The organism is Haemophilus sputorum CCUG 13788, from assembly GCF_000238795.1.
GTDB classification, from domain to species: Bacteria; Pseudomonadota; Gammaproteobacteria; order Enterobacterales; family Pasteurellaceae; genus Haemophilus_A; species Haemophilus_A sputorum.
The window spans coordinates 36444-56947 of sequence record NZ_AFNK01000053.1; the positions used below are offsets into that span (position 1 = coordinate 36444).

Sequence of the window (20504 nt, forward strand, 5' to 3'; positions counted from 1 at the left end):
TTTTTATGAGAACGTAATGAAACAATATTTAGCTTTATGTAAACGCATTGTTGAGCAAGGAAAATGGGTAGAAAATGAACGAACTGGTAAGCGCTGTTTAACGGTTATCAATGCGGACTTAACCTATGATGTTGCTAATGGCGAGTTCCCACTCGTCACAACGAGAAGAAGTTTTTGGAAAGCAGCAATTGCTGAATTATTAGGTTATATCCGCGGTTATGATAATGCTGCGGATTTCCGTGCTTTAGGCACCAAATCTTGGGATGCGAATGCAAATGAAAATGCAGCATGGTTAGCGAATCCTCATCGTAAAGGCACTGATGATATGGGCTTGGTTTATGGTGCCGTAGGTCGGAATTTTCCCAAACCTGATGGCGGTTCAGTCGATTTACTTCGTCAAATTGTCGATGATTTGAAAAAAGGTGTGGATAATCGCGGTGAGATTTATACATTTTATCACCCTGGTGTATTTCATATGGGCTGCTTGCGCCCATGCCTATATAGCCACCATTTTTCATTATTAGATGGCGTGCTTTATCTTAACAGTACTCAACGTTCTGCAGATGTGCCATTAGGATTAAACTGGAATATGATTCAATGCTATACCTTCTTAGCGCTCATGGCACAAATTACGGGACACCAAGCAGGACAAGCGTTTCATAAAATTGTGAATGCACATATTTATGAAGATCAACTTGAATTGATGCGAGATGTACAACTCCAACGTGAACCTTTAGCGTCACCGAAGTTAATCATCAACCCAGAGATTAAATCGTTAGAAGATTTAGAAACTTGGGTAACCTTAGATGATTTTAAGGTTGAGGGGTATGAATTTCATCCAAGCATTCAATATCCATTTTCGGTGTAAATTTTATAAAAAATAGGGACAAAATTTCTGTTTTGTCCCTATTTTTATGTTTTATTGGATGAAATATTGAATGCCTTCAAAAATGAGCAATAGTCCGAAGCCAGCAAAAACCACACCAGCTGCATTGTCAATATAGCGACTATATTGACTATAAAATTGTCGAATAGGCTTGCGAGAGAAGAGTAAGGCAACTAAGCAAAAATAGATGAGTGTTGAAATTACAAAGAGCAGCAATAATTCGATTTGTAAGTGTAATTCACTAAAATTACCTAGGAAGCCTGAAATAACGCTAGTAAAGTAAGCACCTGCTTTAGCATTGAAAATGTTGATCATCAACCCTTTTCTAATTTCAGTGAGGCTGTGTAAAGCGGTCTGATTTTCACTGTTTTTTGCAAATGTTACATTATCTGAAATGCGTAACATACTTATGCCGATGTAAAGTAAATAACTTCCCCCCACAACCATAATCACATATTGCACCACATCGCCTAAATGTTGTTTTAGCCACACTAATCCAAAAATAGAAAAAGCTGCCCAGAAGATAATTCCGAGTGAAATTCCAATAGCGGCTAAAATGCCTGCACGAATAGAGTGACTGGCAGATTGGCGAACAACATAGAAAAAATCTGGGCCGGGGCTTGCTAGTCCAGCCAAATGAATCAATAAAATATTTAACATTGTTTAGAAAAAGAAATGAATCAGCCAAAGTGCGGCAAGGGCAAAAATGGCAGCAAAAATATCGTCCACCATAATGCCTAATCCGTTTTCCAGTTTTTCATCAAAGTAACGGATAGGGAATGGTTTGAGAATATCGAAAAATCTAAAACTTATAAATGCCAATAAATAATAGAAATTATCGTAGGCAGGGAGTAGGCAGAACATTAAAAAGATAGCGACGATCTCGTCCCAAACAATCCTCCCATCGTCATGAACATTGAGATCTTGGCTTGTTTTATCACAAATATAAATGCCGGCAATAAAGCTAATAATAGTTAAAACGGCAAAGAAAAAGGCAGAGTGCGTCAGTTGCCATAATAAAATGGACACCAAAACACCAGCAAGGCTTCCCCAAGTTCCTGGAGCCGGCTTTAATAGGCCTGAACCAAAACCAAAAGCAAAAAAATGAATAGGATTTTTTAAATTAGGTGCTTGCATAAGTTATCCATGAAAATGATCGAAACCACTTTGAGTAGGCGTGGAAATGATTTTGCCATTTTTTTGTAAAATTAGACCGCTTGTAGCGGGCAAAATCCGTCCAATACAAGTGACTAAAATACCTTGGCTACGTAATAATTGCTGCATACTTTCTCGTTTTTCATCACTTACAGTAAAACAAAGCTCATAATCTTCCCCACCAGTTAAGGCAAAGTTTTCAGCTTCTGCTTCGCTATAATTTTCACGCAAATGCCGAGAAAGTGGCAGTTGGTCGAGATAAATTTCAGCCCCTACTTGGCTGCGTGCTAAAATATGCCCAAGATCGGCAATTAGTCCATCTGAAATATCAATCGCACAATAAGAAAAAGGGCGTAATGCTAAGCCTAATTCGACACGCGGTGTCGGGCGCAAGTGACGCTGGCACAAATAGCGGTCGGGTTCTGATGATGTTTTACCATTTTTATTCAGTAAAATATCAAGACCTGCAGCACTATCGCCTAGTGTGCCAGAAACAAAAATCCAATCTCCAACTTTTGCTTGATGGCGAAATAGCCCTTGTCCAGTTGGCAAAATACCTTGTGCCGTTAAAGTTAAAGATAGCGGCCCTTTGGTTGTGTCTCCACCAATCAGCTGGGTTTGATAGCGATCTAAAATGGCAAATAAACTTTGGCTGAATTCTGCCAACCAATGTTCTTCTACTTTGGGTAAAGTGAGCGCTAATGAAACGTAGCGGGGCATTGCCCCCATCGCTGCTAAATCACTTAAATTTACAGCAACAGTTTTATAGGCTAGATCGGCTGCTGAAATATTCGGAAGAAAGTGAGTACCTTCGACTAAAGTATCTGTTGTGATGGCAAGGCAGTGTTGCGATGGAATTTCAATGAGCGCGCAATCATCGCCAATTGATAATGGCAAGTCATTTGATTTCTGATGAGGTCGCGTAAAATAGCGTGAGATAAGATCAAATTCACCCATATTTACTCCGGTTTGATGGAATAAAAAAGGTAAGCGAGGCTTACCTTTTGCTTTGATTATTTACGACCTAAAGCCGGTGCTAATTTATCTAAAATACTGTTGATGTATTTGTGGCTATCATCTGAGCCGAATGCACGAGCAACTTCAATAGCTTCGTTAATCACGACTTTGTAAGGTGCATCTAATTCAAATTGTAATTCATAAGCCGACATTCTAAGTACGCTACGTTCAATTGGGTCAACTTCGTTTTCATCACGGTCTAAATAAGGACGAATTGAAGCATCGACAGCTTCAATGTTTGCAACAGTGCCACGAAATAACTTGCGGAAATAAGGCATATCTACTTTAGCTTCAATTTCATCTTCACCCGCGAAAGCATCGGTAACAAAAGCTAGTTCGATTTCTTCTGCGCTATTTTGTGAAATTGACCAAGAATATAGAGCTTGTACGGCACATTCGCGTGCACGACGACGGGGAGAAATTTTCATAACACCTCAGTTGTTAAATTAAGATAAATAAGGCGCTATCGAGGCGCCTAAAATTATCAAAGATTTTAACATAATTTCCTATTTTATGTGAGGTTTATTTGCCAGCGCTGGCTTGGAGGTCGAGTTGGGGAATTTCACGGCCATATCACCAGATTTCACAATATAAGGGGTAACAAAGATAACTAATTCTCGCTTAGTGATTTGATCTTTTTGATAACTAAATAAATGCTTAATAAACGGAATTGAACCTAATACTGGCACGCGATCGGCATCTTTTGTTGCTAGATGCTGGAAAATACCACCTAATACAATCGTTTCGCCATGTTTTGCAAAAACTTGCGTGTTAAGTTCTTGTTTATCAATAGGTGGTGCATTTGTGCCATTACTACTTGCAACGGCAGATTGTCCTTGGGAGTTTTGTGTTACCACTAAATCCAATAAAATTTGGTTATCTTTTGAAAGATGTGGCGTGACTTCCAATCCTAAAACCGCTTCTTTAAATTCCACATCATAGGTTTCCGATTTTCTATCATAAATAGCATAAGGAATTTCTGTGCCCTGTTTGATGCTTGCAAGTTTTTTATTAGTCGTAAGCAATCTTGGACTAGCAATAATCTCCACATTATTTTCTTGTTCTAATGCTGAAAGTTCTAAATCCAGTACACGCGAGTTTATGCTAGCAATTTGTAGCACGGCAGACGCGCCACCTGAAACAGGAAAGTTCACATTGAGATTTTGTGTAGAGGCAATACCATTTCCTTCAAGTTTTCCTCCCAAACGATGATGATTGGTATCTCCAGATAATACACCCCAGCGTACGCCGAGTTCTTTTAAATTTTCACTACCAATTGTTACAATACGAGCTTCAATCGCAATTTGTTCAGTTGGTTGGTCAAGCTGCTGAATAAGCGCAGTAATATTTTTAATCGATGCTGGACTGTCTTTAATGATGAGACTGTTACTTCTATCATCAAAATGTAAATATCCTGCTTCAGAAAGTACATTACCGCTCCCTTTAGTTAATGATTCAATGACTTCAGAGGCTTTCGCATAATGTAATTTAATTGTTTTAGTAAGTAATTTGGGTTTGCTTTCTAAAACCGTTTCTGTATGCGTTATTGCTACAGGGGTTGTTTCACTTGAATGCTCAGGTTTGTGTGAAAGATAAAAAATCCCTTGCTCTTGGGTAAGTGATAATTGGTTAATTTTCGCAATACTTTTGAGAATTTGAGAAAAGTTGCTCTCTTTTAGGCGTAGTGTTGTTGTACCAGAGATATCATGGTTAATCACCATGTTTTGTTGAGTCTCTTCGGCTAAATAGCTAAGGACTTCTGCCGTTGGGGCTTCTTTTAAAACCAAGGAAATCGGCTCAGCTGCTAAAGGTAAACCGAGTAATAGCGTTAATAAAAACCATTTTTTCATATTATAACCTTAGTGTCATTTGATGCGGTTTTGCACAATCTTCAGTGAGTCCCCAATGGATATACTTAACTGCTGTGAGATCAATAGAACTTATTTCAATCAATTGTGCTTCTAAATAATCATTTTTATTTAAAATCAGTAATTTATTATCTTTATTTTTAAATAGTGCTTTAAAATTATGGTTAATCTTAACTAATCCCACTAACTTTAAATCTTCGAATTCCTCTGTAAGATTGATTCGATTTAAATTTTCTGATAATTCACAATTAGGCATTGATTTATTATTCAAGATTTTATTAGGCTTATTGTGTGTAATTTCGACAACAGAAGATGTCGTTTCAGATTTTGTTTCACCATAAAATGGATCTGCCAAAATGGCTTGGCTAAATAATATTAAACTTATTAGATATTTCTTCATTTTGCTTCCTTATTCGTTGTATTTCCTGTATTGACTAAGATTAAGGTGGTATGTAATTGCAGTTGTTTTTCTTCTGGTTGTTTAGTTAATACAATCGTTTGTGGTCGTAGTGTTTCAAATTCATTCAACGCTTTGATCACGTTGAAAATAATTTGGGATTTTTGTGTAGCAATTAAGGTTAACTGTTTATTTTCCTCTGTATGCCATTGCAAGCTTTCTATCGGCGTACGGTATTGTTTTAGTATGTTTTCTACTTGTTGGCTCAGTTGTGCAAGTTGATTGCTTTTATTTTCTTGCATATTTTGATGTTGTTTCATCGCTTGATATAGCGTTTGTTTTTGCTGATATTCTTTAGCAATATTTTGTATTTCTTCTTGGCTATTTTTGACCAAATTCAGCGTATGTAGCCAGTAAGTTAAAGTAGGTAAAACAATAAGGAAAAATAGTGCGGCTAGAATTAAACTAAAATGCCGATTTAATATGGAAAAAAATTTAAATAGTGTGCTGTTAGGTTTGAGGTAATAGGAAGTTATCCAATAAATCATATTATTCTTCTTTTATCTCTTCTGAAACGGTCAGGCTAAATTCGACATTGCTTTCATTAGCATGCAAATAATCTAAGGTGAATTGTTTTCCTTGTGCATGAAGGTAATCTTGTAAGGTATTTAATTCCGCTTGGCTCTGATATTTGCCAATTAACTTCATTTTTTCTCCTTCTTCAATATAGATTTGCACGTTCTCTAACCCACCATTTTGAGACGGAATTTGCCAAATAAGAGAAAGGGCATGTTCAATATATTGTTGACTTAATGGGGTAGTGATCATTTCAGTCTGATTTTTTAAATTTTCAATTAGCTGATTTACTTTAGCTAGCTGTTGTTTTTGTTCATTCAGCTGAATATGCCGTTGCTGATATTCACTTAAAGCCAATTGATATTGTTGATAAAAGAAAAGGCTTCCTAATAAACTTATTAACAATACTGTTGTCATTTTTATCAGTTGTTGTAAACGTTGTCTCGCCCATTGTTTTTGATGAAAATCAGTTAAATTCAGGCCTTTTTCAAGCAAGATAGGTGTATTCATCTATTTAACTCCAAAGTGCTGCGCCAAGGGCAGTTAAATAAAGTGGATCGTCATTTATCCCCAATCCCTGAGGGACATCTGAGAAAATAGGCTCATGTGCTTTAAATTGAACCGTTTTGCCTCGAAAGTGATATTGGTTTTCGGTGGATTCAGGATAAAGAAAATGTAAAGCTCGTTGAGCGCAATGCAGCTCACAATCTAAAATGGTTGACGTATTGAGCATCAACGGTTGAGCAAAATTTTTCCTTAGTGCGTAAATGACGATGCGCACACTATCGCTTTCAGTAATAGGTTCGATCAGATAATCAAAGTAGATCTCTTCAAGCACAATAGGTAATTCTTGTTTGAGCACTTGGATGATTTGTCGATAAATAATGTCTTGATTCGCTTGTTTGGCTAAAAAGAGTGATTTTCGCCAGATGTAATGGTGAGGAATGGGGCGAATAATTGTAAAATTTTTCAAATTTCCGACCGCTTGTTGGCAAAGTAATTCAGCAGAATAGGGTTTTTCTTGCCAAAGAACTGTAGGCATTTCTGCCTGCAAATGCACTAAACAATAGCGAGAATCGTCTTCAGAGAGACCAATTTGTTGCTTTTTTATGCTTTTCGAGGTGTTTAAGCGTGGAAATAATGACATAAATTTCGACTTATTACGTTTAATTGACAAAATTAGCGTGTTTTTCGTTTATACTACAAAGATATGAGCCAATATATTGGTTATTTTTTTCTTGTCATTTATCAAAAGAGATTTTTTCGATGAAGATCGCAAAAATAATATTAAGTGCTTTACTTTCATTGGTAGTACTAGGTTGTATTATCGGTGGATTATTTTATGTGCATATTAGAGATGGCTTGCCAGATGTTTCAACGCTGAAAAATGTTGAGCTACAACAGCCAATGCAGATTTTTACCGCTGATGGAAAATTAATCGGCGAAGTGGGTGAAGAGCGCCGCATTCCAGTGAAATTAGAAGAAGTACCGCAAAAGCTTATCGATGCGATTATTGCAACGGAAGATTCGCGTTTCTATGAGCATAAAGGCATCGATCCGAAAGGGATTTTACGTGCGATTTATCGTTCTAGCCAAGGCGATACGCAAGGTGCGAGTACAATTACACAGCAATTAGCAAGAAACTTCTTCTTAACGCCAGAGCGTAAATTCGAGCGTAAAGTGAAAGAAGCGGTACTTGCATTAGAAATTGAAAAGGTACTCACAAAACAAGAAATTCTTGAGCTTTATTTAAATAAAATTTATTTAGGCTATCGCTCACATGGGGTCGCAGCCGCTGCGAAAACTTATTTTAATAAATCACTTGATCAGTTAACGCTAGGTGAGATTGCTATTATTGCCGGTTTACCAAAAGCGCCTTCAACAATGAACCCGATTTATTCGGTTAAACGTGCAGAAGCGCGTCGTAATGTTGTGTTAGGACGAATGTTAGAAGTCAACAAAATTACGAAAGAAGAGTATGAAGCGGCGAAAAAAGAACCAGTGAAAGCAAGTTTTTATGGCACTGCGTTTGAATTTAGAGCTGATTATGTTACAGAAATGATTCGCCAAGAGATGGTAAAACGTTATGGCGAAGAAGTCGCTTACAATAAAGGTTTTAAAGTTTATGCGACAGTGCTTTCTGCCGATCAACGTGCAGCACAAGAAGCATTACGAGATAACCTGATTGCTTATGACCGTCGTCATGGTTGGCGTGGTGCGGAAAAACTTTGGACCGGCAACAATGCGTGGGACGAAGAAAAAATTATTGAACATTTAAGTAAATTGCCAAATTCTGAACCATTTACTGGCGTAGTTGTTACAGAAGTGAATAAAAACAGCTATACGATTATGTTACCAAATGGTGATAAAGCAGAGTTGAAGAAAAACAATGCATCATTTGGCAAATTAATTAAATTAAATGCAGGTGAACAAATTTGGGTGCGCCAAGGTAAAGACAAAGAGTGGAACTTAGGCCAAGTACCTGCGGTAAACTCAGCATTAGTTTCATTAAATAGTGATAATGGTGCTATTGAAGCAATTGTGGGTGGATTTAGCTTTGAGCAAAGCCGTTTTAACCGTGCAACGCAATCATTGGTTCAAGTAGGTTCATCTATTAAACCATTTATTTATGCAGCCGCAATGAATAAAGGATTGAGCTTATCTTCAACTGTAAGTGATGCGCCAATTACTATCAATAAACCAGGGCAAAAAGCGTGGACACCGAAAAATGCGGATGGCCGTTATGAAGGCCCGCTTCGTTTACGTGTAGCACTTGGCAAATCTAAAAACATGGTGGCCATTCGTACCTTACAAATGGCAGGAGTTGGCTATGTGGCAGACTATCTAGAACGCTTTGGTTTTAGTAAAGATCAATTTGTTGCGAGTGAAGCGCTTGCATTAGGTGCGGCGTCTTTTACGCCACTTGAAATGGCGCGAGCTTATGCCGTATTTGATAATGGCGGTTATTTAATTGAACCATATATTATTGATCGCATTTTAGATGCGCAAGGTAATGAGTTATATAAAGCAAATCCAGTGGTAGCTTGCGTAGAATGCGATAATATCAATGTTGTGTATCCTGAACCGGAATATTTTGATAATGTTCAGATTCACGATGAAAGCCAATTAACAGCAAATTTAGGCGAGAATCAAGTAATTGTGGAAGAGGAAGCTTCAGAAGAGGAAGCGACAGATACGGATCCACAAATTGATAGCAAAGTGAAAAATGATGCGCCAGAATTGATGACGGCAGCAGCTGATGGTAATAGTGCCGTCCGTTATGCGCCACGTGTGATTCGTCCTGAATTAGCATTTTTAATGCGTAGCGCATTAACTTCAGCAGTTTATGGTGAGCCAGGACAAAGTTGGAACGGTACCAGTCGAGCTTTATCAAAAGAGTTTAAGCGTAAAGACATTGGTGGAAAAACGGGAACAACCAATAACTCGAAAGTCACTTGGTATGCTGGATTTGGTGCTAACATCGTCACCACTGTTTATGTTGGATTTGACGATAATAAATTGACCCTAGGACGAGGCGAGAGCGGTGGTAAAACCGCAATGCCAGCATGGGCGAAATATATGAAAACTGTGCTAGCTAATAAACCAGAGCGTAAATTAGCAACACCGGCGAATATCGTTGAAGCAAAAATTGACCCTATTAGTGGTTTTTTAGGTAGCACATTAACGGAATACTTCTTAAAAGGCACAGAGCCAACGAAGAAAGTTGTGGTAGAGCAAATCTATCAAGCGCCGATTTCAGATCCGAAACGGATGCATATTGAACAACGGTTAGGCTTACCTTCGAAAGGAGTGCTTTCATCTCCAAGTGTTGGTGAGTTATTCTAATAAAAGTGCGGTTTATTCGCGGATAAGGTTGAAATTAGGTGTGGTTTCTTGCGATAATCACGCCTAATTATTTTTGGGCGATTTGTGGTATTTTTATATAATTAGTCGAAACTCCATTTTGGAAAAAATTTCGGAAAACAGACCGCTTGTATGAATTGATTTCTGCAAGTGGTCGTTTTTTCTTCACAAATCGGAATGTTATTTAAATAAAGAAGAAAGAGAATGGCTGAAAAACGTAATATTTTTTTAATCGGTCCAATGGGCGCGGGAAAAAGCACGATTGGTCGCCAATTAGCTCAAATGCTGGGTATGGATTTTATCGACTCAGATGCTGTGATTGAAGAACGTGCTGGCGCAGATATTGATTGGATTTTCGATGTTGAAGGGGAAGAAGGTTTTCGTAAGCGTGAAGCACGCATCATTAACGAATTAACGCAAGGACAAGGTATTGTCCTTTCAACGGGCGGTGGTTCAATTTTATCGAAAGAGAACCGTAATGTTTTATCAGCGCGTGGTATTGTTATCTATTTAGAAACAACGGTAGATAAACAATTTGAACGTACTCAGCGTGATAAAAAACGTCCATTGTTACAAACGGAAAACCCGCGCCAAACTTTAGAAGAGTTAGCGAAAATTCGTAATCCTCTCTATGAAGAAATTGCTGATATTGTTTTACAAACCGATGAGCAAAGTGCAAAAGTGGTGGCAAGCAATATTATTGATTTAATTGATAATCTGCAGTAAAGCAAATCGAATCCAGTTTGAGGAGGCAATATGTTGCAAGTGAATGTGGAATTAAATACGCGTCGTTACCCTATTACTATTGGGAGCGGATTATTGTGCGATCCTAGTTATTACGCGCCATTAAAAGCGGGTGATAAGGTGATGATCGTTTCAAACCCAACTGTTGCACATCATTACCTCCAAACGGTAGAGAAAACCTTAAAACAATTAGGTTGCCAAGTTGATCATGTGCTTATTCCAGATGGTGAGCAATATAAAACCTTGGAATCATTAAACTTAATTTTTACAGCACTATTAGAGAAAAATCACAACCGTGATACAACTATTATTGCGTTAGGTGGCGGTGTGATTGGTGATATTGCTGGATTTGCAGCAGCAAGCTATCAACGTGGAATTCGTTTTATTCAAATTCCAACAACCTTATTGGCACAAGTTGATTCTTCTGTGGGTGGAAAAACAGGCGTTAATCACCCGTTAGGCAAAAATATGATTGGTGCCTTTTACCAACCTATTTCTGTCATAATTGATACCGATACGCTACATACCTTAGAAAAACGCCAAGTAAGCGCTGGTTTAGCTGAAGTGATTAAATATGGGGCGATTTTTGATACGGCATTTTTCCAATGGTTAGAATCACATATTGATGAACTGGTTAGCTTAAAACAATCGGCATTAGAGTATTGTATTCAGCGTTGTTGTCAACTTAAGGCAGAGGTTGTTGCGCGTGATGAAACGGAAAAAGGTGATCGCGCATTACTTAATTTAGGACATACTTTTGGACATGCCATTGAAGCGCATATGGGTTACGGTAACTGGTTACATGGTGAAGCCGTTGCGGTAGGTTGCTTAGAAGCTGCGGCGCTTTCACATATTTTAGGGGACTTAACCGAAGCAGATGTTGCTCGTCTTGAGCGCCTATTTGCTCGAGCTGTGTTGCCAACGGTTTCGCCAGATAATATGCAACCGCAAGATTATTTACCTTATATGTGGCGAGATAAAAAAGTACTGGGTGGTCAGCTACGCCTTATTTTATTAAAGTCGCTTGGTCAGGCATACATTACTGCACAAGCTAGTGAAGCCCAAGTCATTGCTGCTATAGAACGCTTTAGCCAATTTGATAACTAACGATGAGTAATACCAAGCAACGTGCTTTTTTGAAGTGGGCAGGCGGAAAATACCGACTCACTTCAGAGATTCGACAATGTTTGCCCCCAAGTTTAACTTCGGGGGCTTGTTTTGTTGAGCCGTTTGTGGGGGCAGGTTCTGTGTTTCTTAATACAGACTTTGAGCGCTATTTATTAGCAGATATCAATCCGGATCTCATCAATTTGTTTAATGTGGTTAAAGCGGATGTGAATGAGTATATTCGTCAAACTAAAGCGCTATTTTTACATCCAAAAGCCAATAGCAAAACCTTTTATTACCAGCAACGTCAAGCATTTAATCAATCAAATGATCAGGTTGAACGCTCGGTGTTGTTTCTCTATTTAAACCGTTTTGGGTTTAATGGTTTATGCCGATATAACCAAAAGCTACAATATAATGTTCCATTTGGACGTTATAAAAGCCATTATTTTCCTGAAACAGAGTTACGTTTTTTTGCAGAAAAAGCTCAACGAGCAGAGTTTATTTGTGCGGATTTTCATCATGTGTTTGATCGTTTATTGCAAGCATTTGAGAATGGAGAATCGGATTTTGTGGTCTATTGTGATCCGCCGTATGCGCCAATTCAGCAAGAAACGAATTTTACCCAATATGCGGGTGGTGGCTTTACGCTTATTCAGCAAGAGGCATTGGCTGAGCGAGCAAAACAGGCACAAGCGCGTGGTGTGCCGGTACTGATTTCCAATCATGATACGCCATTTACTCGGCAAATTTATCAGGGGGCAAGATTTAAAAGTATTAAAGTACAGCGCTCAATTGGGCAAAATGCGACATCACGAGTGAAAGTCGATGAATTACTAGCCCTTTTTTGCTAGTGAATTGATTAAGTAAATTGTAAGTAAAATCTGACCGCTTGTAGCGGTCTCTTTCGGAGTTTTTATGTCAAATCAAACAGAACGTCAGTCTTGGTCTAACCGGCTGGCTTATATTATGACAGTTGCAGGGGCAACAGTCGGTTTCGGTGCAACTTGGCGCTTTCCATATTTGGTTGGTCAGCATGGCGGTGGGGCTTATGTTGCCCTTTTCTGTTTGGCGATGATTGTCATCGGTATCCCAATGATTTTAGTGGAAAATGTGATTGGTCGTCGTATGCGTGTGAATGCGATTGATGCATTTGGTGGTCAGGCGAATGGCAAAAAAATCCATCGAGCTTGGAAAATTTTAGGCTATATGGGCTTAGTAGGTGCCTTTGGTATTCTTGCCTATTACATGGTATTGGGTGGCTGGGTGCTCAATTATATTGGAAGTTTATTGACGGGTGCTTTAGATCTTTCTCAACCCGTCACAGTAGAAACTACCGCAAATTTTTATAAAGAATCTATTCAACATAACTCTTGGGCAATTATTGGCTATACAGGCTTATTTGTTTTAGTTAACTTCTTTATTTTAGAGAAGGGAATTGTGGATGGGATTGAGCGTTCAGTGAAGTATTTAATGCCAATTCTGTTTATTTTCCTGATTGTGATGGTAATTCGAAATATTACCTTACCAGGCGCAATGGAAGGAATCCGTTTCTACTTAATGCCAGACTTCTCTAAAATTACACCACAGCTCTTTGTGTTTGTATTAGGGCAAGTATTCTTTGCACTGAGTTTAGGTTTTGGTGTGTTAATTACCTTATCAAGCTATCTTGATAAAGGCGAAAACTTGGTTAGAACGGCAACGATTACCGGTATTATGAATACCGTAATTGCGGTGCTTGCGGGCTTTATGATTTTCCCATCTTTATTTAGTTTTGGAGTTGCCCCGGATTCTGGTCCAACGCTAGTTTTCCAAAGCTTACCGATTGTCTTTTCAAATATGTGGGGCGGTACTGTTTTTGCAGTTATTTTCTTTGGTTTATTGGTAGTTGCGGCATTAACTACTTCGCTTACCATTTATGAAGTAATTATTACCTCATTACAAGAAAAAACAAAAATGAGCCGTAAATGGGCGATTGCAGTGACACTTGGTACGATTTTCTTATTAGGGAACATTCCATCAGTGCTTGGAGATAATGAGTGGAAATCTGTGACAATCATGGGTAAAAGTATTTTTGATGCCTTTGATTATTTCAGTGGAAATGTATTCTTCGTATTAACTGCATTAGGAACAGCAATTTTTGTGGGCTTCGTATTAAAAGATGAAGCAAAAGAAGAGCTCGGTGCGGGTAAAACCTTTACTAATGTTTGGTTCAACTATGTGAAATATATTGTGCCAATTATTATTTTAGTGATTTTCTTCTCGTCTATTTAAGTTTAAATAAGTAAGAAACGTTAAGACAAGCGGTCTGATTTTAGTAAATTTTTACAAAAATCAGACCGCTTGCTTTTTTATTTTAATTGCTTTTCAACCGCAGTAAGCATGCCACGTAACAGGTTTAATTCATTCGTTTCTAATTCCGCCCGCTGATACAATCGGCGAAGTTTAAGCATGACTGCCTCATTACGGATAAAACCGAGAGTAGTATACAGTTTTTCAGTATGCTGATAAAAATGTTCAAGCGCTGCAGCATTGGGAAAATCTGTTTCTGCAAGCGGTGCATTTTTTGCTATGTTTTGTGAATTTTCGACCGCTTGTTCTGCCAAATATGCCATTCTAATTTCATAACTTGCAAGTTGCACTGCCATTGCTAAATTTAAAGAACCATAATCAGGATTGGTTGGAAAATTCAAATGATAGTGACATTTAAGCAGTTCTTCATTGGTAAGGCCTACGCGTTCACGCCCAAAAACAAGGGCAACTTTGCCTAAATTTGCACGCTGAATAATCAATTTTCCCGCTTCCCTTGGTTCGATGAGACTACTTTGTAGGTGACGTAAGCGAGCACTTGTGCCAATAACTAATTGGCAATCAGCAACGGCTTCATCAAAGCTTGTAACAATGTGAGCATTATCTAATACATCTTTTGCGCCAGCAGCCAAGGCAACCGCTTGTTCATCAATAGCCTTTTGTGGTGCGACTAAGCAAAGTTGGTGTAACCCCATCGTCTTCATTGCACGAGCAACAGAACCAATATTGGCAGGGAGTGAGGTTTCAATCAGGACAATTTTAATCTGGTCTAATATGTTCATTTTTATTCTATCTAAGGATGGTAATATCTGTTAAATTCTATCAAATTTTCAAAATTGGCGGAATTGTCAGCTTTGTCAAATAATTGATTTGATAGGCAGAAAATTTTTACAAATTTTTCTGATTTAATGGTAAAGTGCACATCACTTATTTTAAATTAAAGGGCTATTTCGATAGCTTAATATCCACTACTTAGTACAGGAGTCTTTATGCTTATTGGTGTACCAAGAGAGATGCTATATGGTGAAACTCGTGTGGCGGCAACGCCAAAAACCGTTGAGCAGATCAAAAAACTTGGCTTTGATGTTCTGATTGAACAAGATGCAGGGTTTAAAGCGAGTTTTGAAGATAGTGCATTTGCGAACGCCGGCGCCAAAATCGGCTCACAAGAAGAAGTTTGGAATGCAGACATTATTTTTAAAGTGAATGCACCGACTGAAAAAGAAATTGCATTGATTAAAGAAGGCACAACGTTAGTTAGCTTTATTTGGCCGGCACAAAATCCAGAATTGATGGAAAAATTGCAAGCGAAAAAAATTAATGTGCTTGCAATGGATGCTGTTCCACGTATTTCGAGAGCACAAGCTTTAGATGCACTTTCTTCTATGGCAAATATTTCAGGCTATCGTGCAGTGATTGAAGCCGCAAATGCTTTTGGTAGTTTCTTTACCGGACAAATCACTGCAGCAGGTAAAGTGCCACCAGCGAAAGTATTAGTGATTGGTGCGGGTGTTGCAGGTTTAGCTGCAATCGGTGCTGCAAATAGCTTAGGGGCGATTGTTCGTGCATTTGACTCACGTCCTGAAGTAAAAGAGCAAGTGAAATCAATGGGCGCAGACTTCTTAGAAATTGATTTTGAAGAAGAAGGTGGCTCAGGCGATGGTTATGCAAAAGTGATGTCAGAAGAGTTTAACCGTCGTGCGATGGAGCTTTATGCGGCACAAGTAAAAGAAGTTGACATTATTATTACTACAGCAGCAATTCCAGGAAAACCAGCTCCACGCTTAATTACTAAAGAGATGGTTGATTCAATGAAACCAGGTTCTGTGATTGTGGACTTAGCTGCTGCAACGGGTGGTAACTGTGAATATACCAAAGCGGGTAAAGTTGTTGTGACAGATAATCAAGTGAAAGTCATTGGTTATACTGACTTCCCAGCGCGTTTACCAACCCAATCTTCACAACTTTATGGTACTAACTTAGTAAACTTATTAAAACTCTTAGCACCGAATAAAGATGGTGAAATTAACATTAACTTTGATGATGTAGTGTTACGTGGTGTTACCGTTATTCGTGATGGTGAACTAACATGGCCTGCGCCACCAATTCAAGTTTCGGCTCAACCTCAACAAAAAGCGGCAGCAGCACCAGTTGAGAAAAAAGAAGAGAAGCCAACAGATCCTCGTGTGAAATATGGTGCAATGGCGGGTGCCGCAGCACTCTTTATGTGGATTGCTTCGGTTGCTCCTGCGGCATTTTTATCACACTTTACCGTATTCGTATTAGCTTGCGTGGTAGGTTATTATGTGGTTTGGAATGTAAGCCATGCATTGCATACTCCGTTAATGGCAGTAACTAATGCGGTTTCAGGTATTATTATTGTTGGGGCAGTGTTACAAATTGCTCAACCAGGTAGTAGCTTCTTTATTGATATTCTTGCCTTTATCGCGATTCTTGTTGCGAGCATCAATATCTTTGGTGGCTTTAAAGTAACGCAACGTATGCTTGCAATGTTTAGAAAAGGTTAAGGAGAAGCGCATGTCATTTGGATTTGTAACTGCAGCTTATATTGTCGCTGCAATCCTTTTTATTATGAGTTTAGCAGGTCTTTCTAAACATGAGACCGCAAAAGCAGGTTGTTGGTATGGTATCGTCGGGATGGGAATTGCATTGATTGCAACCATTTTCGGGCCAGACTCACATGGTACATTCTGGATTTTAGTTGCAATGGCCATTGGTGGATTCATTGGTGTCCGTAAAGCACTTAAAGTTGAAATGACCGAGATGCCAGAGTTAGTTGCAGTACTACATAGCTTTGTAGGTTTAGCTGCGGTATTAGTTGGTTTTAATAGCTATGGTTTAGCACATGAAGCTGATCCAGTATTACAAAATATTCACAATGTAGAAGTGTTCTTAGGCATCTTCATTGGTGCGGTAACTTTCTCAGGCTCATTAGTGGCATTTGGTAAATTAAGCGGTAAATTATTTGGTAGAAAAGTGTCTTCTTCTGCGCTTAACCTTCCGCATAAACACAAATTAAACTTAGCTGCATTAGTGATTTCTGTATTCTTGATGATTTTCTTCTTAAATCATCCAGAAAATATCTTCCCAGTATTATTGATGACTGCAATCGCTTTAGCATTTGGTTGGCACTTAGTGGCATCAATTGGTGGTGCAGATATGCCGGTTGTTGTATCTATGCTTAACTCTTATTCAGGTTGGGCAGCAGCAGCGGCAGGTTTTATGCTAAGCAATGACTTACTTATCGTTACTGGTGCATTGGTAGGTTCTTCTGGTGCAATTCTTTCTTACATCATGTGTAAAGCAATGAACCGCTCATTTATTAGCGTAATTGCTGGTGGCTTTGGTACAGAAGTGAAAGCAAGCTCAGGTGATGAAGAACAAGGTGAACACCGTGAAACAACAGCTGAAGAAGTTGCGGAAATGCTTAAAAATGCAAGTTCTGTAATCATTACTCCAGGATATGGCATGGCAGTAGCACAAGCGCAATATCCAGTAGCAGAAATTACTGCAAAACTTCGTGAAAAAGGCGTTAATGTACGTTTTGGTATCCACCCAGTAGCAGGTCGTTTACCTGGCCATATGAACGTATTATTAGCAGAAGCTAAAGTACCTTATGATGTGGTTTTAGAAATGGATGAAATCAATGATGATTTCGAAAATACAGATGTTGTATTGGTTATCGGTGCAAATGATACCGTAAACCCGGCAGCATTAGATGACCCATCAAGCCCAATTGCTGGTATGCCAGTATTAGAAGTATGGAAAGCGCAAAATGTTATCGTATTTAAACGCTCAATGGCAGTAGGTTATGCAGGCGTTCAAAACCCATTGTTCTTTAAAGAAAACACACAAATGTTATTTGGTGATGCAAAAGAACGTGTTGACGATATTTTAAGAGCATTAAATAGCTAATTAAGTTATTGATAATCTAAGGGATCGAAATGAAAATTTCGGTCTCTTTTCTTTTTTGCTTAATCTGGAAAAGTAATAAAAACTTGATCAAAGTTGATTTTTTTACTCAAGATTAGGTAATTTATTTTGCCTCTTTAGTTTATATAATTACTCGGGTATTTTACACGCTTGTAAGATCTTTACTTTTCGCTCTAGCGAATTTATTCACTTAGGAATTCAATGCAACATTGAGTTTCTTTTTCTTATTTATTCTTACCCTCCATTGTATATAACCTAGGGAGTGATTATGGGACAATACAAAAAACTTTGGTGTATGTTAGTCGCCGTGTTAATAGGGGCATTCTCTATTCTTGGCTACTACGGCTTTGAAGTGTATCGCGAAGCACCACCTATTCCGCAGCAATATGTTTCGGAAAGTGGCGAAAAAGTGATTACACACGATGATATTTTACATGGACAAACCGCATGGCAAACTACTGGCGGTATGCAAGTGGGCTCTGTTTGGGGGCATGGCGCATACCAAGCACCAGACTGGACTGCAGATTGGCTTCATCGTGAGCTAACTAACTGGCTAGATATTAGTGCAAATCAGGAATTTGGTAAAAACTTTGCGGCTCTTGATGAAGAGCAACAAACGTTATTAAAGGCACGCCTAACTAAAGAGTATCGTGGCAGTAAAGTTGAAAACGGTACCGTTGTGCTTTCAAATACGCGTTTAGCCGCAATGGATAAAACGGCACAATATTACATTTCTTTATATGGCGATGATCCTGCAACAAAAACGACGCGTGAACATTTTGCTATGAAGGATAACACCCTTCCAGATTTACAAGCACGCAAAGACTTAGCGAAATTCTTTTTCTGGACAGCTTGGACCGCTTCTGCAGAGCGCCCAAATACAAACGCAAGTTACACAAATAACTGGCCACATGAACCGTTAATCAATAACGTACCAACACCAGAAAACGTGGTTTGGTCTATTGCCAGTGTGGTATTCCTCATTGCAGGAATTGGCTTTGTCGTTTGGATTTGGTCATTCAAAAAACGAGAAGATGAACAAGATCCACCTACGCCAGAAGTTGATCCACTGACAAAATTACAACTAACGCCTTCACAACGCGCATTAGGTAAATATTTATTTACTGTGTTAGCGCTTTTCTTTGTGCAAGTAAATTTAGGAGCAATTGTTGCTCACTATACCGTTGAAGGGCAAGAATTTTACGGGATTGATATTTCTCAATACTTACCTTATTCATTAGTGCGCACATGGCATATTCAAGCAGCATTATTCTGGATTGCGATGGCATTCTTAGCTGGTGGTTTATTCCTGGCACCAATCATCAATGGTGGTAAAGATCCGAAATTCCAAAAATTGGGTGTGGATATTTTATTCTGGGCATTAGTGGTATTAGTTGTTGGCTCGTTTACCGGTAGCTATTTAGCGATTGCACATATTCTTCCTGAAGAATGGAGTTTCATGTTTGGCCACCAAGGCTATGAGTTCATTGACTTAGGTCGTTTCTGGCAAGCGGTCAAATTCGCGGGCATCTTATTCTGGTTAGTCTTAATGCTTCGCGGTACAGTGAACGCATTCAAACAACCGGGTGATAAAAACTTATTAGCGTTATTCTTCGCTTCTGTCATTGCAATCGGCTTATTCTATGGCCCAGCATTATTCTATGGCGAGCACACTCACATTTCTGTGATGGAATACTGGCGTTGGTGGGTAGTTCACCTATGGGTAGAAGGCTTCTTTGAAGTATTCTCTGTAGCGGCACTTTCATTCATCTTCGTAAGTTTAGGTTTAGTTTCACGTCGTACAGCAACTGTGGCAACCATTACTGAAGCGGCATTATTCTTAATCGGTGGTATTCCAGGTACGTTCCACCACTTATACTTCGCAGGTGCAACCACTCCAATTATTGCTGTAGGGGCATCATTCTCTGCGCTTGAAGTGGTACCTTTAGTGTTATTAGGTCATGAAGCTTGGGAACACTGGGCAATGAAACAAAAAGCACCTTGGATGGAACGTTTAAAATGGCCACTTTACTGCTTCGTTGCAGTAGCATTCTGGAATATGTTAGGTGCGGGCGTATTTGGTTTCTTAATCAATCCACCAATTTCGCTTTACTATATCCAAGGCTTGAACACCACTGCCGTTCACGCTCACGCAGCATTATTCGGGGTATATGGATTCTTAGCATTAGGCTTTGTTTTCTTAATCGCACGTTACTTACGCCCAGATACGCCATTTAACGATAAATTAATGAAATGGGGCTTCTGGTTATTAAACGGCGGTTTAGTGCTCATGATCGTATCAAGCTTATTACCTATCGGTATTATTCAAGGTTATGCAAGTATCTCTGAAGGCTTATGGTATGCACGTAGTGAAGAATTTATGCAACAACCATTATTTGATACCTTACGTTGGGTACGTTTAGTTGGTGATGTGGTATTCATCTTCGGTGCGCTAGCCTTCTTCTGGCAAATCTTTACGATGATTTTCTTCAAAGTGAAAAAAGCAGCTTAGAAAAAGGTTTCTAACCAATTAGGCTAAATAAAATCGCCTTGTTCAAATGAGCAAGGCGATTCTTTTACGAAAATTTTTAGAGAAAAAAGACCGCTTGCTGAATAATTGTCGTTA

Annotated in this window: 19 protein-coding genes; 9 read left to right on the top strand and 10 right to left on the bottom strand. The window is 38.8% G+C overall.

The genetic code is table 11. From position 1 onward, the window contains the following. The first annotated feature begins 16 nt into the window (after positions 1-16). Positions 17-868, top strand: coding sequence for a thymidylate synthase (locus HSP_RS0106945; protein WP_007524918.1), 852 nt, complete (start codon positions 17-19; stop codon positions 866-868). Between the two features lie 51 nt (positions 869-919). Here HSP_RS0106945 and HSP_RS0106950 read toward each other — a convergent pair whose 3' ends face one another. From HSP_RS0106950 to HSP_RS0106990, 9 genes are all read right to left on the bottom strand, one after another. Continuing rightward, on the bottom strand, positions 920-1546 hold the full coding sequence (locus HSP_RS0106950) for a LysE family transporter (RefSeq protein ID WP_007524258.1): 627 nt from the start codon (positions 1544-1546) through the stop codon (positions 920-922). A gap of 3 nt (positions 1547-1549) precedes the next feature. Further along, positions 1550-2023 carry a phosphatidylglycerophosphatase A family protein gene (locus HSP_RS0106955; protein ID WP_007524484.1) on the bottom strand — a complete coding sequence of 158 codons (474 nt, stop codon included), beginning with the start codon at positions 2021-2023 and terminating at the stop codon, positions 1550-1552. A 3-nt stretch (positions 2024-2026) separates the two neighbouring features. Then, positions 2027-2998, bottom strand: coding sequence for a thiamine-phosphate kinase (thiL, locus tag HSP_RS0106960; RefSeq protein WP_007524083.1), 972 nt, complete (start codon positions 2996-2998; stop codon positions 2027-2029). A gap of 56 nt (positions 2999-3054) precedes the next feature. Continuing rightward, complete coding sequence (gene nusB / locus HSP_RS0106965; RefSeq protein WP_007525451.1) at positions 3055-3486, bottom strand: transcription antitermination factor NusB; 432 nt, start codon at positions 3484-3486, stop codon at positions 3055-3057. A 78-nt stretch (positions 3487-3564) separates the two neighbouring features. Next, entirely contained in the window at positions 3565-4908 is a 1344-nt protein-coding gene (pilQ, locus tag HSP_RS0106970; protein WP_007525207.1) for a type IV pilus secretin PilQ, read from the bottom strand. A gap of 1 nt (position 4909) precedes the next feature. Further along, positions 4910-5326: a hypothetical protein gene (locus HSP_RS0106975; RefSeq protein WP_007525266.1), complete on the bottom strand. Its 417-nt coding sequence runs from the start codon at positions 5324-5326 to the stop codon at positions 4910-4912. Beyond that, a complete protein-coding gene (locus HSP_RS0106980) occupies positions 5323-5871 on the bottom strand; it encodes a hypothetical protein (protein ID WP_007525057.1) in 549 nt (182 codons plus the stop codon). Before HSP_RS0106980 ends, HSP_RS0106975 begins: the two co-directional genes overlap by 4 nt. A 1-nt stretch (position 5872) precedes the next feature. Further along, complete coding sequence (locus HSP_RS0106985) at positions 5873-6409, bottom strand: hypothetical protein (protein ID WP_007524842.1); 537 nt, start codon at positions 6407-6409, stop codon at positions 5873-5875. 4 nt (positions 6410-6413) lie between these two features. Continuing rightward, positions 6414-7046 carry a hypothetical protein gene (locus HSP_RS0106990; protein WP_007525166.1) on the bottom strand — a complete coding sequence of 211 codons (633 nt, stop codon included), beginning with the start codon at positions 7044-7046 and terminating at the stop codon, positions 6414-6416. Between the two features lie 119 nt (positions 7047-7165). Between HSP_RS0106990 and HSP_RS0106995 the strand changes: the two genes are divergently transcribed. The 5 genes from HSP_RS0106995 to HSP_RS0107015 all read left to right on the top strand — a co-directional run bounded on the left by HSP_RS0106995 (position 7166) and on the right by HSP_RS0107015 (position 13888). Then, positions 7166-9745, top strand: a complete 2580-nt coding sequence (locus HSP_RS0106995) for a penicillin-binding protein 1A (RefSeq protein ID WP_007524552.1) — start codon at positions 7166-7168, stop codon at positions 9743-9745. A gap of 222 nt (positions 9746-9967) precedes the next feature. Next, positions 9968-10489: a shikimate kinase AroK gene (aroK, locus tag HSP_RS0107000; protein ID WP_007524434.1), complete on the top strand. Its 522-nt coding sequence runs from the start codon at positions 9968-9970 to the stop codon at positions 10487-10489. Between the two features lie 30 nt (positions 10490-10519). After that, the gene (aroB, locus tag HSP_RS0107005) at positions 10520-11614 is read left to right on the top strand and encodes a 3-dehydroquinate synthase (RefSeq protein WP_007525129.1); all 1095 of its coding nucleotides are present in this window, start codon (positions 10520-10522) and stop codon (positions 11612-11614) included. Positions 11615-11616: 2 nt separating this feature from the next. Next, entirely contained in the window at positions 11617-12468 is an 852-nt protein-coding gene (locus HSP_RS0107010; protein WP_007524363.1) for a Dam family site-specific DNA-(adenine-N6)-methyltransferase, read from the top strand. Positions 12469-12532: 64 nt separating this feature from the next. Then, complete coding sequence (locus tag HSP_RS0107015) at positions 12533-13888, top strand: sodium-dependent transporter (protein WP_007524546.1); 1356 nt, start codon at positions 12533-12535, stop codon at positions 13886-13888. A 77-nt stretch (positions 13889-13965) separates the two neighbouring features. Here the strand turns inward: HSP_RS0107015 and trmJ are convergent, their stop codons facing one another. Then, the gene (gene trmJ, locus HSP_RS0107020; RefSeq protein ID WP_007525496.1) at positions 13966-14706 is read right to left on the bottom strand and encodes a tRNA (cytosine(32)/uridine(32)-2'-O)-methyltransferase TrmJ; all 741 of its coding nucleotides are present in this window, start codon (positions 14704-14706) and stop codon (positions 13966-13968) included. Positions 14707-14913: 207 nt separating this feature from the next. On the opposite strand from trmJ, the gene pntA reads away from it, so the two are divergent. The 3 genes from pntA (at position 14914) to HSP_RS0107040 (ending at position 20390) form a co-directional block, all read left to right on the top strand. Next, the gene (gene pntA, locus HSP_RS0107025) at positions 14914-16452 is read left to right on the top strand and encodes a Re/Si-specific NAD(P)(+) transhydrogenase subunit alpha (RefSeq protein ID WP_007525314.1); all 1539 of its coding nucleotides are present in this window, start codon (positions 14914-14916) and stop codon (positions 16450-16452) included. 10 nt (positions 16453-16462) lie between these two features. Beyond that, positions 16463-17860 (top strand): Re/Si-specific NAD(P)(+) transhydrogenase subunit beta, encoded by a 1398-nt coding sequence (pntB, locus tag HSP_RS0107030; protein WP_007524443.1) that lies wholly within the window; start codon positions 16463-16465, stop codon positions 17858-17860. Positions 17861-18146: 286 nt separating this feature from the next. Further along, positions 18147-20390, top strand: coding sequence for a nitric-oxide reductase large subunit (locus HSP_RS0107040; RefSeq protein ID WP_007524075.1), 2244 nt, complete (start codon positions 18147-18149; stop codon positions 20388-20390). Positions 20391-20504: the final 114 nt, after the last annotated feature.

What these genes read in the sequence shown, in the direction of transcription:
- HSP_RS0106945 (WP_007524918.1), top strand. Translation starts at nt 17, where the DNA reads ATGAAACAATATTTAGCTTTATGTAAACGCATTGTTGAGCAAGGAAAA.
- HSP_RS0106950 (WP_007524258.1), bottom strand. Translation starts at nt 1,546, where the DNA reads ATGTTAAATATTTTATTGATTCATTTGGCTGGACTAGCAAGCCCCGGC.
- HSP_RS0106955 (WP_007524484.1), bottom strand. Translation starts at nt 2,023, where the DNA reads ATGCAAGCACCTAATTTAAAAAATCCTATTCATTTTTTTGCTTTTGGT.
- thiL (WP_007524083.1), bottom strand. Translation starts at nt 2,998, where the DNA reads ATGGGTGAATTTGATCTTATCTCACGCTATTTTACGCGACCTCATCAG.
- nusB (WP_007525451.1), bottom strand. Translation starts at nt 3,486, where the DNA reads ATGAAAATTTCTCCCCGTCGTCGTGCACGCGAATGTGCCGTACAAGCT.
- pilQ (WP_007525207.1), bottom strand. Translation starts at nt 4,908, where the DNA reads ATGAAAAAATGGTTTTTATTAACGCTATTACTCGGTTTACCTTTAGCA.
- HSP_RS0106975 (WP_007525266.1), bottom strand. Translation starts at nt 5,326, where the DNA reads ATGAAGAAATATCTAATAAGTTTAATATTATTTAGCCAAGCCATTTTG.
- HSP_RS0106980 (WP_007525057.1), bottom strand. Translation starts at nt 5,871, where the DNA reads ATGATTTATTGGATAACTTCCTATTACCTCAAACCTAACAGCACACTA.
- HSP_RS0106985 (WP_007524842.1), bottom strand. Translation starts at nt 6,409, where the DNA reads ATGAATACACCTATCTTGCTTGAAAAAGGCCTGAATTTAACTGATTTT.
- HSP_RS0106990 (WP_007525166.1), bottom strand. Translation starts at nt 7,046, where the DNA reads ATGTCATTATTTCCACGCTTAAACACCTCGAAAAGCATAAAAAAGCAA.
- HSP_RS0106995 (WP_007524552.1), top strand. Translation starts at nt 7,166, where the DNA reads ATGAAGATCGCAAAAATAATATTAAGTGCTTTACTTTCATTGGTAGTA.
- aroK (WP_007524434.1), top strand. Translation starts at nt 9,968, where the DNA reads ATGGCTGAAAAACGTAATATTTTTTTAATCGGTCCAATGGGCGCGGGA.
- aroB (WP_007525129.1), top strand. Translation starts at nt 10,520, where the DNA reads ATGTTGCAAGTGAATGTGGAATTAAATACGCGTCGTTACCCTATTACT.
- HSP_RS0107010 (WP_007524363.1), top strand. Translation starts at nt 11,617, where the DNA reads ATGAGTAATACCAAGCAACGTGCTTTTTTGAAGTGGGCAGGCGGAAAA.
- HSP_RS0107015 (WP_007524546.1), top strand. Translation starts at nt 12,533, where the DNA reads ATGTCAAATCAAACAGAACGTCAGTCTTGGTCTAACCGGCTGGCTTAT.
- trmJ (WP_007525496.1), bottom strand. Translation starts at nt 14,706, where the DNA reads ATGAACATATTAGACCAGATTAAAATTGTCCTGATTGAAACCTCACTC.
- pntA (WP_007525314.1), top strand. Translation starts at nt 14,914, where the DNA reads ATGCTTATTGGTGTACCAAGAGAGATGCTATATGGTGAAACTCGTGTG.
- pntB (WP_007524443.1), top strand. Translation starts at nt 16,463, where the DNA reads ATGTCATTTGGATTTGTAACTGCAGCTTATATTGTCGCTGCAATCCTT.
- HSP_RS0107040 (WP_007524075.1), top strand. Translation starts at nt 18,147, where the DNA reads ATGGGACAATACAAAAAACTTTGGTGTATGTTAGTCGCCGTGTTAATA.